Consider the following 12,881-nt stretch of genomic DNA (forward strand, 5'->3'; position numbering starts at 1 on the left):
CGTCACGCCACAGCTCGGCGACCTCGTCACCGGCGCCTGCCAGGTCGATGACCGCACCCTGCTCTGCGGTCGGCAGCGGAACGAGCCAGGACACCCCGGGCTCCTCCACGATCTCCTGTACCCACGTCAGCGCCACCCGCGCGGCGCTGCTCCGCTCGGCCTGCTCCCGCTCCCGCTCCCGCTCCCGCTCCCGGGCGACCGCGGCCGGCCACCGGGCCTCGTCCTCGGCCCGGGCCGCCTCCAGCAGCGGGGCGGCCGTGCGGCCGAGGTAGACCACCGGGAGGGGGTCCACCACGACCGTCTCCTGTCCGGGCGGGGCGTCGGCGATCGGCTGGTACAGCGCCTGTGCTGCCGAGGCGCAGGCGCCGACCGTAGTGGTGAGGGCGGCGATCAGCCGGCCGTGTCGGCGTCGGCGGGCGGGCAGGTCCAGGCTGGCGGGAGTCGCGGTCACCCCCGCACTATGGCGCGCCGCACCCGCCGGTCAGCGCCACTGGTAAGACACGCCGGTCATCGCCGGGAGCAGCACCGGGCCACCCACGGTGGCGTCGGGCCGGACGGCCTGGTCCAGGACGACACCGACGTCCGAGTACAGGTGGAGGCCGGCCGCGTCGGCCGCCGGCAGCCACACCACCGGCGCCTGGTCGGGATCGTCCTGCTCGACCAGCGCGACGGCCGCCGCCAGGTGGTCGGGCAGGTGGGCGGTGAAGACCATGTGCTGGCGCCGGAACGGCACGCTCTCGCCCGGCCGCTCGGTCTTCTGGTCCTGGACGAAGCGCAGCACCGGCGGCGTGGGCAGCATCACCAGGTCGAGGCCGAGCTCCTCGAGTAGCTCCCGGCCCAGCGCAGTCTCGGGTTCTTCGCCGCCTTCGACCACGCCGCCGGGGAAGGAGAGCTGTACTCCAGCCGGGCGCTGGCGCCGGATCAGGCACACCCGACCGTCGTGGATGAGCACCTCGCACACCCGCACGCGGACCGGCCCGCCTGCTGTGCCGCTGCTCGTCATGGCCGCTACGGGGTCATCGCCGTGGCCGCTTCGTCGGCAGCGTCGGCAGCGTCGGTAGCGGCCAGGACGGATCCGGTGACCAGGTCGGCCAGCCATCGGCGAACGGCCCGGTGCGCTCGTCCAGCATGCCGATCGCCCGGCCGCGGGCCTGCTCGATCTGGCGGCCCGTGTAGTCGTCGACCACGCCGAGACGGCGCAGCTGGGCGTACTCCTCGGTGTCCTTCCAGTGGTGCCCTGACAGGTCGGGGGTGACGACCAGGTCGAGGGCGAGATCCATGGTGTCGATGCCGAGGCCCGGGCGGCGCCGGTAGGGGTGCTCGAAGTTGACGTACCAGCGCACCGGTTCCTTCGTGGTGGCGTCCTGGAAGCAGTGCACGGAGAACCACTCGCCGGCCAGGAAGTGGCTCAGCAGCTCGGTGTTCTCCCAGCGGTACGGGCCGAGGGTCCAGGTGCCGGCCGCCAGGTTGTCCAGGCCTTGCTGGCGGGTGGTGTCGTCGCCGGTGCGCGTGGAGGTGATCCAGGTCGTCGGGGCGAGGCTCTCGATGCCCGGCCAGTAGGCCAGGGTCAGCATGTGGCCGGTGTCGTCGATCACGCGCTGGGGCATCGCGGTCCACACCCGGTGGGCGTGGACGTCGCGGCGGATCGCGGTGGTGCCGGGCTCGAACAGGGCGGTGTCGGTCACGGCGAAGAGTGTTCCCGGCCGCGGGCCGGGAAGTCCGCTCGAAGGGGTGACTGCTCGGTCCGGAGGGCGGCCGTCCCCCAATGCCTTCGCGGTCCCGCCCGGGGTCAGGCGTGTGCTCAGTTCGTGGACCGCCTGCGCGAGCGCTGCGCGGTCGGCGACGGCCCGGGGCCCGCAGCCGCCACCACGACGCTCCTACCGTTCTCTTCCTTCGCGGCGATGCGTCAGTTCGTGCTGGCACCCTGCCCCTGTGCGGATACCCCTCGCCACCGCCCGAGCGACGGCCGCGTCCGTGCTCACCGCGTCCGCGCTGCGCTTCGCCGCCAGCGGCCTCCACTCCGATTTCCTTCGCGACACCGGCCACATGTACCTGGGCGCCGCGGCACTGCCCGGCGTCAAGCGCAGCGGGGTGTGGCACGTCGACCAGGCCCTGCTCGAAGATGCTCTGCGGGAGCTCGCGGCGGGGGCGGACGCCCCCGGCCGGCTCGTTGCGCTGGACCTGCGGTGGACGGAGCTGAGCCGGGACGACCGATTCAACGACGACTGGCGCCTGGCCGTTCAGGGTGAACTCGTCGACCGGGCCGCACGGGCCCGCCGCCGCGCCCCTGCGGCCGAGCTCCTCGACGCCGGACTCGCCCCCGCGGCGCCTGGCGGTGAAGGAGGTCGACCGGCTGCTGGTCGGGGCCGTCCGCGGGCCCGATGGGCGCGACCCGCTGGTGGTGGCGGGCCTCGTCGTCATGGACGTGGTCCGACGACGGGCCGGTGTGTGGAGTATCCCCGCGAAGTGGGCGGATGTCCTGGACCGGTGGCGTGCCGGGCACGTGGCGCTGCTCGCGCGGGCGCGGCGGTGCGGCGGGTGCGGCGCCATGGCGAGCCGGGCGCAGCAGTACGAGTGGCGGTCGTCGGGCGCGGACGGCTGGATCACCCAGTGCCCTGCCTGCGCAGGCGGCGAGCACCTCTTGTACGGGGGGTCGATGCGGGGCGTGCTGTACTCCGGCGAGCGGCGGCGGGCGACGCGCGCCGACGGCTACCTCTGCGCGGTGTGCGGCCTGCGGCAGGCCGTCGTCTGGGACCACTGCCACGAGCCTTCGCACGGTTACGTCCGCGGGCCGGTGTGCGCGAGTTGCAACCAGGCCGAGCGCTCCTGGCACGGCATCTGGCGGGCCTTCTGGGACAACGGCCCGGCGGTACGGCACCTGCTGGAGTGCAACGGCTGCCGTACCTCCACCACCCTTCCGCTGCGACACCTGTCCGCGCTGGCCGCCGCCCGGCTGCGCGCCACCGCGCGGCACGGCCGGTGCGCCGGCGAGCCCTCGGCCGTGCTTGAGCGGCTGTCGGAGGGTGGCTCCTCGCCCGGCTGGAATGCGTCGCCCACTCCGTCCGCTGGGAGGAGAGCGTCGGTGTGCACAGGGTCACGGAGTGGGTCGCGGACCTGGCGGCCGAGCACTCCTGACCGCAGGTCGGGCATTTCGGCAGAGGGCCACCGCATCCGTTCAGCGGCGGCCGCCGGATGGTGTCGGCCTTGGCGGTAGTGCGGGCGAGGGCGCTCCGGACCGTCCTCCCGATTATCGTCATACAGACGAAAAGTGGGATACGCTCGACCTGCGTGGCCGACACCGATCCGCCACGCGGGAACGGTCGGGACGCCGGGACCCGGGGCTCGCCCCCGTCCCCTTTCCGGCTCATACGGCAGCGGCAAGGCGGGGGAGAATGGGCAAGGGAGAGGCCGCCCGGATGCGGCAACACCTGGAAACCGAGATCGCGCGGCTGAGCGCCGTCGTCGGACTGACAGGCCGGGACGTACCGACCTTCGACAACCGTGACGGCGCCTGCCCGTTCATCAGCGTCGGCGAGAACGGCTGGCTGGGCTACCTCGCCCTTGAACGGGGAGAGCTCTGCTTCCAGCGCTCGACCCGCGATCCCGACGAACTGCTGTACTGGGCATTCGACAGCGCCACACGCGAGCTCGCCAGCCGCTGGGTACTCAAGCACCCCCGCGAGGGCGAAGACCAGAGGGTGACACGATGGAGGCGCCATGCCACCCTGCTCCACACCCTGCATCCCGCGTGGGCCCAGCGATGGCGGGCAGAGCTGATCAAGGACCTTCGAGACGAGGACGATCACCGGCTCGTTCCCGCGCTGCCCCCGCCCCCGCTGGTTCTTGGACCCCCCGAACCGCCCGTCGAGGGCGTGCTGTTGCCGGTGCGCCCACACCGCCGGTGGTCCTGGCGGCACTAACTAGTAGTACTTCGTTAGGTTGGGACGGGCTGTCGGGTGCGGTTTCGGGACTTCCTTGTGGGAAGCGAGCGTTGGCAGGTGCGGCAGACACCGGTCCAGCAGCTCAGCAGGTCCTGGAGCTGGTCGGGGACCTGGTAGAGAGTCAGGCCGGTGCTTGGACTTTGGGGTCGAGTCGGCGAAAGGTGGGAAAGCGTGGGCGGCGGTGACGAGGGTGACGTGGTGGTGCCAGCCGCGCCTGGACGCACGTCAAGAGCCTCTACAAGCTCAGCGTCACCGAATCCCAGAAGGCCAAGCTCGGCGACATGCTGAACACCTGCGACTGAGCGGACGACGCGGGGCCACCGCGTCGCTACCCGCACCGCCCTACGCGTGTCCCGGAGTCCGTACGTGGTGAATCTGATGATCGACGCAGGCCCGACCGCCCCGGACACCCCGGTGACCCGCACCGGCGGAGTACCCCTCGCCCCGCCGGGAACCGACTGGCCCACCTGCGCCTCCTGCAACGGCCCGATGCAGTTCCTCGCGCAGGTTCTCCTCAACGACCTCGACACCGGCAGCCGCACCGCCCCGACCCGGGACCGCGGGATCCTCGCACTGTTCGCGTGCCAGAACGACCCCGGCATGTGCGACGACTGGGCCCCCACCGCCGGCGGAAACCACGCCTTCCTCCTCCCCACCACCACCGACCTGCGGCCGCTCCCCCTTCCCCACCTCCCCGACGACGCCGACGAGACGGCGCTCGTACTCGGCGCCGTCCGAGCGGTGACCATCGAACACACAGACCAAGCGGAGTACGACGAGGCCCGCGAAGCATGGGCGGCCAGGACCGGCCGCCCGGACACCTCCGTCCTCGGCCAGTTCGGCGGCACACCCGCATGGATCCAGGGCGACGAGACACCCACCTGCCCCCGGTGCGACCACCCCATGCCCCTGGCCGTCCAACTCGAAGAAGGCCCACACCCCACCGCCATGAACTTCGGCGGCGGCGGCTGCGCCTACGCCTTCACCTGCCAACCCTGCACCCAGGCCCTCCTCCTCTGGCAGTGCTGAACCACCGCCACGCCGGACAAAACGAGACGCCCCCACGCCGACCGGATGGAGCGGGCCCGGTTCACCGGTCATGACGACGACGAACCAGGCGCTCCCGGCCGCACGCCGCACAGACGTCGACGCCCACGAGGACCAGGAGCCACGGGAACACCGGCGGACGGGCCGGGGCGGCGGGGTCGTACGGGACAGGTCAGCCGACGACGGTCTCGGCGTTGTGGACGTGGAGGACGGCCAGGCCCTCGTCCGCCAGGAGACGGACGGCGTCCCGGGCGGCGGTCGGCCCGGGTTCGGGCGGTGTTCGGCCCCGGCGGTACCGCGAGGCCACCGTCGCGGGCCTCGACGCCGGCCTGCTCGGGGTGTCGGCGAGGGGGCGGTCCGTGGTGGCAGACCGCCCCGCCCCGATCAGCCGCTCAGCGTCCGCGCCAGCTCAAGCGCGGCGGTGGCCAGGGGAACGAACGGTGTCGCCTTCTCGACCAGCGCCTGCACCTTCTCCCTCATCCCCTCCCGCGACCCGACCGGCTGTCGGCTCTCCCGTACCAGGACCTCCAGACGCGCCAGGATCTCGGCCCGCTCCTGCGGCGTCGCCTCCGAACAGGCCATGACCTGCTCCATGAACGCGACGTACGGCGCCGCCGACGGGCCGTCGGGAAGCGTCCGCGTCAGATCGCACACCGCGACTTCATCCGGGTACAACGGGACCGCACTGCAACCGGGCGCCTCGGCGACCGCACTCACCTTGCGGTGCTCGACACTCCCGCTGCTGGTCCAGTTCTCGATGTGCTCGATGTTCCCGATGTAGTAGACCGCATCGCCATCGAAGTCGAATCCCCCAGGGCTCATAGCGGCAACGTACTCCGCCCGGCCCCCCACGTCAGCCGCTCCGTCCACTGCGGGACGCCGTCGGGGTGGGGAGCGTAGCCGGTGCGGCGCAGCTGGCCACGGCTGGTCCGGATGTTGTCGTGGAAGCGGTGTACGGACACGGGGGGAGGCGGCGGCCGGTCTCGGCGTTCTCGACGGCGGCGTCGGCGTCGCCTGGGGTGTAGGCGGTGACGCAGACGAAGCGGTCGTTGGTGTTGGTGGCTCAGGAGATGTAGAGCTTGCCGACCTGGGTGGTGCCGGTGGTCACTGCGGGTCGACCTCGGCGTAGGCGACGAGCACGATCGTGCCGAGGACCGTGGGGACGAAGGCGATCCGGACGCCGTCCTTGGCGTAGTCCCGGACCGGGCTGTCGGGGCGCATCTGGACGCCGGCGGTCTTCGGGCTGAGCGCGATGGTGGTCAGGTGCGGGTCGAGGCGGGCGAGGGCGGCGTCGTCCATCTCGGCGAGCTGCCGTTCGGCGACCTCGTGGAAGAGGATGGTGGCGCGGCGCGGCGGGCGGTCAGGCAACGCGCTGCTCGCCGTCGGTCGCCGGGGCGGCCTCGATGCCTCGCTCGGTCTTGATGTCGTCCCAGGTGCGGCGCGCGTTCAGGTCGACGCCGCGGTCGGCCAGGTCGAGGAGGACGTAGGCCAGGGTCGGGTCCTCCAGCGCCGCGTCGCGGGCGGTTGCGCGCAGCTCTTCGGCCTCGTCGGGGTCGAACACCATCCGCATCGTGGCCTCCAAGCGCGCCTGGGTGAGGTATCGAGGCTAGCGCAGCCGGGCGGGCAGCAGGTCTTCCCCTGACCGGGCCGCCTCGTGGGACGGGACGGCGGGGGCGCGGGACGGGTCAGCCGGCGACGGTCTCGGCCGTGTGCCGGTGGAGGGCGTCCAGGAGCGCGGTCTGCTGCCCGGTCAGCTTGCCGTCGGTGCGGGCCGCCGCCTGTTTGCGCAGCCAGGTCCCGGGCCGGAAGGCGGGGTCGGCTTCGCCGCCGGTGCGGTTGGCGGGGTCGTCGAGGGTGCCGCCGACGGCCAGGTAGGCGAGCAGACGCCGGTACGACCTGTTCCAGTCCGGCTCCAGCCGCCACAGCCCGTCCAGGCCGTCGAGCGCGGAGGCCTGGACGGAGGCGAGGCCTCCGGCCTTGCGCTGGCGGCGCATCCACGCGCCGACCGCGTAGCCGTCCAGCTTCTCCGCCGCCGGGATCGCCAGGTGGCCGTGCCGGCCGGCCCAGGCGCGGGCGTAGGCGTGGCCACGCTCCCAAGCGTTCGCGTGCTTCGACCAGATCATCCCCAGCGCCTCCAACTCGGAGACCCGGACCGGGTCGAGGAGGTGCTGGCCGTTCAGGTGGCGCCGGCGGTCCAGCCAGGACATCAGGCCGGCGTGCTCGGTCTTGTCGGTGGGGTCGAGGTGGCGGACCGACGATGATCGCGCGGAGCCTACCGCCCAGCTCAGGGGCCCTCCCCGGCCACCCCTCCCCCACCTCGCGGCGGGCTGCTGCGATCCGCGCCGGCCCCGGCCCGCTCGGGGAACGGCGCTGAGAAGCAGACTGGGCCGGGACCTCGGCGCCCACCCCCGCTCAGTTGACCACCGGAGTGGGTGAGGAAGCGTGAGTAGCCCTGGCCGTTTTGCGAGATCCTCATCAGCGGCGGCCACCAGGACGAGCAGGACGTCGACCCGGGCAAGGCCACGAAGCCGCAGGGACGAGCCGGACGTCGACACCTCGCCCGGAAAGCACGAAAGACCCCTCAGAAAAACCCTGCTGATTCCAGATCAATAATCAGCCGGGAAGCCACACGTAGAACCTGTCGATAAACCCCTGGAAAAGCGTTGTGGAAATCTTGGCACCCCGGGAGAGTCCGGCACCCCGGCGGCCACAACAAGGTCACACCCAGCGGCCGATCGCCGGCCAGAGCCCGGCGTGCAACACCCGCACTCCCCGCCACGGATCGTCCGGGACGGAGACCAGGGCCGCTACCCGCTCACGCCCAGTCGGGGCGGGCAGCACCAACGGGCCCGGCCCCTCCGTCTCCCGGTCGCTGAAGCACGTTGGGCACTCCAGCCGGTCCGGGTCGGCGGGCGGCGGGCCGTCACGGGCTCCCGCCGGCCGCCGACAGCCGCCGGGCCGGGGGCTGCTGTCGGTGTTTCCGGGGGGCCGGCTCCGGCTGCGGTGGTGTCAGGGGTGGGCGCTATGGTCCGTACACCCGTTCACCGCTGGAGGGATGAGTCACCGATGGTCCGTGTCACGCCGCCGCGCCCGGTCGACATCGCCGCCGCCTTCCCGGAGTTGGCGCCGCTCGCCCGGCAGGCCGTCCGGCTGCACCCGCGCCCGGGCGCACCCGGCGCGCACGACAGCTCGGTCGGCGGGCCGCTGCTGTGGCCCGCCGGTGAGCCGTGGCCGGTCTGCGCGAGGCCGCACCCGGAGGAGCACGACGGCGGGATCGCGGTGTCCGTCGCCGACGTCCGGCTTCGGCGGGCGCTGTACGAGACGACGGGCCGCACGGCGGAGCAGGACGCGGCGCTGGAAGCCACCTTCGCCGGGCACCCGTGGAGCGGGCGGCCGAACGCGATGCTGCCGGTCGCCCAGCTCTACGCGCGGGACGTCCCGCTGCTGCCGTGCCCCGAGGACGCCGACGTGATGCAGGTGCTGTGGTGCCCGCTGGAACACGACCCTCAGTGGGCGCCGGCGCCGAAGGTGCTGTGGCGCTCCTCCGCGCTGGTCGGTGAGTTGCTGACCGAGCTGCCGCTACCTGCCGAGGTCGCCGAGCACGGCGGGTATCTGCCCGAGCCGTGCGTGTTGCACCCCGAGGTGGTGACGGAGTACCCGGCACCGCTGGAGCTGGAGGACGGCCTCGCGGAGCGCATCGAGGACTGGTGCGAGGATTGGTGCGAGCGGGAGTTGACCGGTACCGACCCGCTGTACCGCAACGCCGAGGAGTACCGGGCCTACTACCAGTTCGAGCTGGCGGTGGCCCCCGGGTGGAAGGTCGGCGGCTGGGCCCCGTGTGCCTCCATGGACCCGTACACGGCGTACTGCGAGGAGTGCCGGGCCGTCATGCGGCCGTTGCTGACCATCGACCCCGACGTCGTGGGCGGCGGCAGCTGGGCCCCGGTCGAGGACCGGCGCCTCGACTTCGACCTCGGGATAGCCATCGGGCGCAGCAACGTCCTGCAGCTCTACCGCTGCCCGGTCTCCCTGGAACACCCGTGCGTCGAGGTGGTGCAATGACTTCCGTCCCCCGGCCCGGGGCCGGGCGGCCGCGAGCCGGCCGGGGAACTCGGCGGGCGGTGTCCGGTGGGGTGTGGTGTCAGGTGGGGGCCGGTGTGGTGCGGAACTGGCGGGCGAGGTAGTCGAACCAGGTCCGGTGGAAGGTGGCGGCCAGTCGGGAGGCGGGGGCGATGAGGTCGAAGGCGTGGTAGGCGCCGGGGTAGAGGTGGAGCTCGACGGGGACGCCGTGGGCGCGCAGGCGGGTGGCGTAGCCGAGGTCCTCGTCCCGGAAGCAGTCGAGGTCGCCGACGGTGATGAAGGTGGGCGGCAGGGCTTTGAGGTCGGCGGCGCGGGCGGGGGCCGCGTACGGGCAGACGTCGTCGGTGCCGGCGCGTTCGCCCAGAATCGCCTGCCAGGCCAGGAGGTTGGTCGAGCGGTCCCAGATGCCGATGTCGGTGATCTCGTGGCTCGACGCGGTGCGGTTGCGGTCGTCGAGCATGGGATAGGTCAGTGACTGGAACAGGGGTGTCGCGCCGCCGCGGTCGCGGACCAGGAGGGCGGTGGCCGCCGCGATGCCTCCGCCGCCGCTCTGGCCGGCGATGCCGATGCGGGTGCCGTCCAGGCCCAGGGCGTCCGCCTCGCGGCCGAGCCACTGGTAGGCGGTGAAGCCGTCCTCGGCGGCGCCTGGGGCGGGTGTCTCCGGGGCGAGCCGGTAGTCGACGACAGCGACGGCGCAGCCGAGGCTCGCGCCCAGCCGGGTCAGCCACGGGTCGTCCTGGGCGGCGAAGCCGAGGACCTGTCCGCCGCCGTGGAACCAGAGCAGCACCGGCAGCGGTCCCGGCGCGGTTGTGGGCCGCAGCAGGCGGACCGGTACGTCGGGGCCGTCCGTTCGGCTCGCGAGGTGTTCCTCGATGGTGACCGACGGGTCGGCGGGAAGGCTGTCGGCGGCCGCTTCGGCCTGGGCACGGAAGGCGGCGCGCGTCGTGGCGAGGTCGGTCAGGTCGAACGCGCCGTTGGGGGTCATGGGGACCGCGTCGAGGGCCAGGCTCAGTTCCTGGTCCATCAGTCGGCGGGAATCGGGCATGGGTGTGCCTGCTCTCCGGGGAGACGGTTCGGATGGTTCAGAGGGGTCAGGGGGTCAGAGGGGTCAGACTGGTTCAGGCCGGTTCGGACGGTTCGGACCGGTTCAGGGGCGGAAGGCATCGATGACGACGATGCCGGTGGGCCCGTACGTCTCCAGGGACTCCAGGACCTCGCTCGCCTCGTGGAGGCCGACGGTGCGCGAGACGATGCGGCCGGGGCTGAGCCGGCCGGCGGCGATCATGTTCAGCATCGTGCCGAAGCGCTGGCCCTGCATGCCGAAGGCGCTCAGGAACTCCAGTTCCTTGACCATCATGACGTCGACCGGCAACGCAACGTCCCCCTGTTCCGCGGCGGTGGTGTGCCCGAGTTGGAGGTGGCGGCCGCGGGTGCGCAGGGAGAGCACGGAGTTGCGGCAGGCGGCGGCGATGCCGACGGCGTCGACCGACACGTGCGCGCCGCCGCCGGTAAGGGTCTTCACGGCCTCGGCGGGGTCGGTCGCGGCCGCGTTGACGGTGTGGACGGCGCCGAGCGCGCGGGCGGCGTCCAGTTTGTCCTGCGTGATGTCGATCGCGATGACGTTGGCGCCGGTCGCCGCGGCGATCTCCACCGTCGACAGGCCCATGCCGCCGCCGGCACCGTACACCGCGACCCATTCGCCGCCGCGGATCCGCGCCTGGTCGACGACCCCGTGGAAGGCCGTCATGTAGCGGCAGGCCAGCGCGGCGACGTCCACGAAACCGACGCCCTCGGGTACTTCGACCAGGTTGACGTCGGCGAAGCGGACCATGACGTACTCGGCGAAGGCGCCCCAGTAGGAGACCCCGGGCACGAGTGCGTCGACGTGGTCGCAGACGTGCTGGTTGCCGCTGCGGCACATCTCGCACGAGCCCTCGCCGGGGTTCATCGGGAAGATGACGCGGTCGCCCTCCTTCCACCCCCGAACCTCGCGGCCGACCTCCACGACGGTGCCGGCGAACTCGTGGCCGAGGACGAACGGGGCCTCGACCCGCGGTCCGCCCGTCCAGAACTGCCCGGCCCACAGGGCCCAGTCGGTCCGGCAGATCCCGTTCGCCCCGACGCGCACGATCGCGCCGTCCGGCGGGCAGACGGGGTCGGGCACGTCGCGGAGGACGAGCGGCTTGTGGAGTTCCTCGATGACTGCGGCGCGCATGGCGCGGCCTCCTCGTGCTGCGGAGAGAAGTTGCGGGAAGCGGGAGTGAGTTGGGGAAGCGGGGGCGAGTCGGGGGAATCGGGGAGCGATCGCCCGAACGTCACAAGTCCACCGGTTCAAGCGGTGGACCTGAAAGCTAGCCGTTTGCCCGAAATCATGTCAACCGCATAAAGTGGTGGACATGGAGAGCAGCGTGGAGGACATGGGCAGCAAGGACGGCGGCCGCGAGGGACGCCAGCGCGCCAAGACCGACTTCCGCTTCGACGACGCCCGGCTGTGCTTCGCCTTCGCCGGCACCCTGGCCGACCGCGGCACCGGCACGCCCTTCGAACGACTGGCCCGGCCCGAGGACTTGAGCCGCTGGGCCGTGCAGAGCGACTGCACGACAGCCGCGCCGACCTGCACCGAAGCCGACCTGGACCACGCCAGGCACCTGCGCGAGGCGATCCAGCGAACCGGCCGCGCCCTGGCGGACGCCGTCCCGCCCTCCCCCGCGGACATCGCGCTCGTCAACCGCGCCGCCGCCGAGCCGCCCCCGAGGCCCGAACTCGCCCCCGACGCTGCCACCGTGCGCCGACACGGCGACTCGATCGCGGCGGTGCTCTCGATGGTCGCCCGGGACCTGATCGCCCTCTGCGCCTCGGAGCACCGCACCCGCGTCCGTGTCTGCGGCAACCCCGACTGCGGCGCCCTCTTCGTCGACACCTCCCGCGCGGGCGCCCGCCGCTGGTGCTCGATGAAGACCTGCGGCGCCCTCGTCAAGAAGCGCGCCTACCGGGCGAGACTGCACACGCCCGCCGACGACGCCTGACCGGGGCTCCCCGGCCGCCGCCGTGCTCCGGAGCTGCCCGGCGGCGGCGCCGAGGTGTACCGGCCCGCCGCCCATCTCGCGTACACCGCGGGCACGGGCTACCAGCGGCGCCGGCTGCGGGCGTTCGCGATTGACGGCGTCCACGACGCCAGACGGCCCTGCCGCTCCTTCGCAGGAGTGGCAGGGCCGTCTGGCATCATCGGCGAAGCTACGAAATCGTCGGGATGTAGTCGTGGCAATAGTCCATGACGCCCAGCGGATTGATCTTCCAGTACGAGTTCCACAGGGCGGTGCCGGTCCTGGGCCCGACAATGCCGTCGATGTCAAGGCCGTTGCCGTACGCGCGCTGGAAGTCCTCGACCGTACTCTTCGTGTCCGGCCCGAAGTCACCGTCCACAGCGATCTTGTGGCCGAGGCCGACACCGTTCAGGAAGGCCTGAACACACGAAACCGCAGGTCCGTGCGACCCCTTCTGCACGTAAGGGGCGCTGGTGGAGGCCTCGGCCGTTCCGCTGAGGCCGATGACCACGGACAGCGACAACGTCACGCCCGCAGCGATCCGTGCTATTGCGCGTGCTCTCATACAACTTCATCCATTTCTGGGGCCATCCCCCGGTGGCTGTGGCGATGACGGGCATTCAGTCATCACCGCCAGGGATCGTACATGAGATGATCAAGAAAAGAATCTGGTCTCATGGGCAGAACGCCTGGGCCCCGTCAAGAAGCCTGCACACCGGCAGGCATAGAGGTGGTCACTGGTCTCCTCCGGGAAGTGGGCCGTCCCGGC

At 72.3% G+C, this 12,881-nt stretch carries 16 protein-coding genes; 6 read left to right on the top strand and 10 right to left on the bottom strand.

All coding sequences use genetic code 11. From position 1 onward, the window contains the following. The first annotated feature begins 47 nt into the window (after positions 1 to 47). The gene (locus ACFV8H_RS22360; protein WP_380402630.1) at positions 48 to 272 is read left to right on the top strand and encodes a hypothetical protein; all 225 of its coding nucleotides are present in this window, start codon (positions 48 to 50) and stop codon (positions 270 to 272) included. A gap of 209 nt (positions 273 to 481) precedes the next feature. On the opposite strand, the gene ACFV8H_RS22365 is transcribed toward ACFV8H_RS22360, so the two are convergent. Both ACFV8H_RS22365 and ACFV8H_RS22370 read right to left on the bottom strand, forming a co-directional pair. Beyond that, positions 482 to 1,003, bottom strand: coding sequence for an NUDIX domain-containing protein (locus ACFV8H_RS22365; protein WP_380402633.1), 522 nt, complete (start codon positions 1,001 to 1,003; stop codon positions 482 to 484). Positions 1,004 to 1,016: 13 nt separating this feature from the next. After that, the gene (locus ACFV8H_RS22370) at positions 1,017 to 1,685 is read right to left on the bottom strand and encodes a DUF402 domain-containing protein (RefSeq protein WP_380402636.1); all 669 of its coding nucleotides are present in this window, start codon (positions 1,683 to 1,685) and stop codon (positions 1,017 to 1,019) included. A 650-nt stretch (positions 1,686 to 2,335) separates the two neighbouring features. Here ACFV8H_RS22370 and ACFV8H_RS22375 point away from each other — a divergent pair. The 3 genes from ACFV8H_RS22375 to ACFV8H_RS22385 all read left to right on the top strand — a co-directional run bounded on the left by ACFV8H_RS22375 (position 2,336) and on the right by ACFV8H_RS22385 (position 4,970). Continuing rightward, positions 2,336 to 3,214 carry an endonuclease domain-containing protein gene (locus tag ACFV8H_RS22375; protein ID WP_380402639.1) on the top strand — a complete coding sequence of 293 codons (879 nt, stop codon included), beginning with the start codon at positions 2,336 to 2,338 and terminating at the stop codon, positions 3,212 to 3,214. Positions 3,215 to 3,392: 178 nt separating this feature from the next. Further along, a complete protein-coding gene (locus ACFV8H_RS22380; protein ID WP_380402642.1) occupies positions 3,393 to 3,920 on the top strand; it encodes an Imm63 family immunity protein in 528 nt (175 codons plus the stop codon). Between the two features lie 399 nt (positions 3,921 to 4,319). Continuing rightward, a complete protein-coding gene (locus ACFV8H_RS22385; protein WP_380402644.1) occupies positions 4,320 to 4,970 on the top strand; it encodes a DUF1963 domain-containing protein in 651 nt (216 codons plus the stop codon). Positions 4,971 to 5,160: 190 nt separating this feature from the next. On the opposite strand, the gene ACFV8H_RS22390 is transcribed toward ACFV8H_RS22385, so the two are convergent. The 5 genes from ACFV8H_RS22390 to ACFV8H_RS22410 form a co-directional block, all read right to left on the bottom strand. Continuing rightward, positions 5,161 to 5,295 carry a hypothetical protein gene (locus ACFV8H_RS22390; RefSeq protein WP_380402646.1) on the bottom strand — a complete coding sequence of 45 codons (135 nt, stop codon included), beginning with the start codon at positions 5,293 to 5,295 and terminating at the stop codon, positions 5,161 to 5,163. A gap of 77 nt (positions 5,296 to 5,372) precedes the next feature. After that, on the bottom strand, positions 5,373 to 5,810 hold the full coding sequence (locus ACFV8H_RS22395) for a hypothetical protein (RefSeq protein WP_380402648.1): 438 nt from the start codon (positions 5,808 to 5,810) through the stop codon (positions 5,373 to 5,375). A 282-nt stretch (positions 5,811 to 6,092) separates the two neighbouring features. Continuing rightward, positions 6,093 to 6,356 carry a hypothetical protein gene (locus ACFV8H_RS22400; protein ID WP_380402651.1) on the bottom strand — a complete coding sequence of 88 codons (264 nt, stop codon included), beginning with the start codon at positions 6,354 to 6,356 and terminating at the stop codon, positions 6,093 to 6,095. Beyond that, positions 6,349 to 6,570 carry a hypothetical protein gene (locus ACFV8H_RS22405; protein ID WP_380402654.1) on the bottom strand — a complete coding sequence of 74 codons (222 nt, stop codon included), beginning with the start codon at positions 6,568 to 6,570 and terminating at the stop codon, positions 6,349 to 6,351. The genes ACFV8H_RS22400 and ACFV8H_RS22405 overlap by 8 nt, the downstream gene beginning before the upstream one ends. Positions 6,571 to 6,673: 103 nt before the next feature. Then, a complete protein-coding gene (locus ACFV8H_RS22410; protein ID WP_380402657.1) occupies positions 6,674 to 7,195 on the bottom strand; it encodes a helicase associated domain-containing protein in 522 nt (173 codons plus the stop codon). An 859-nt stretch (positions 7,196 to 8,054) separates the two neighbouring features. Here ACFV8H_RS22410 and ACFV8H_RS22415 point away from each other — a divergent pair. Then, a complete protein-coding gene (locus ACFV8H_RS22415) occupies positions 8,055 to 9,050 on the top strand; it encodes a hypothetical protein (RefSeq protein WP_380402660.1) in 996 nt (331 codons plus the stop codon). A 79-nt stretch (positions 9,051 to 9,129) separates the two neighbouring features. On the opposite strand, the gene ACFV8H_RS22420 is transcribed toward ACFV8H_RS22415, so the two are convergent. Both ACFV8H_RS22420 and ACFV8H_RS22425 read right to left on the bottom strand, forming a co-directional pair. After that, positions 9,130 to 10,113 (bottom strand): alpha/beta hydrolase, encoded by a 984-nt coding sequence (locus ACFV8H_RS22420; RefSeq protein WP_380402663.1) that lies wholly within the window; start codon positions 10,111 to 10,113, stop codon positions 9,130 to 9,132. A 102-nt stretch (positions 10,114 to 10,215) separates the two neighbouring features. Then, positions 10,216 to 11,283, bottom strand: a complete 1,068-nt coding sequence (locus tag ACFV8H_RS22425; protein ID WP_380402666.1) for an alcohol dehydrogenase catalytic domain-containing protein — start codon at positions 11,281 to 11,283, stop codon at positions 10,216 to 10,218. Positions 11,284 to 11,464: 181 nt separating this feature from the next. Here ACFV8H_RS22425 and ACFV8H_RS22430 point away from each other — a divergent pair, with 181 nt between their 5' ends. Next, the gene (locus ACFV8H_RS22430) at positions 11,465 to 12,094 is read left to right on the top strand and encodes a CGNR zinc finger domain-containing protein (RefSeq protein ID WP_380402669.1); all 630 of its coding nucleotides are present in this window, start codon (positions 11,465 to 11,467) and stop codon (positions 12,092 to 12,094) included. Positions 12,095 to 12,302: 208 nt separating this feature from the next. Here the strand turns inward: ACFV8H_RS22430 and ACFV8H_RS22435 are convergent, their stop codons facing one another. Next, a complete protein-coding gene (locus tag ACFV8H_RS22435; protein ID WP_380402672.1) occupies positions 12,303 to 12,641 on the bottom strand; it encodes a peptidoglycan-binding protein in 339 nt (112 codons plus the stop codon). Positions 12,642 to 12,881 lie beyond the last annotated feature (240 nt).

The organism is Kitasatospora sp. NPDC059827 (genome assembly GCF_042731675.1).
Taxonomy (GTDB): domain Bacteria; phylum Actinomycetota; class Actinomycetes; order Streptomycetales; family Streptomycetaceae; genus Kitasatospora.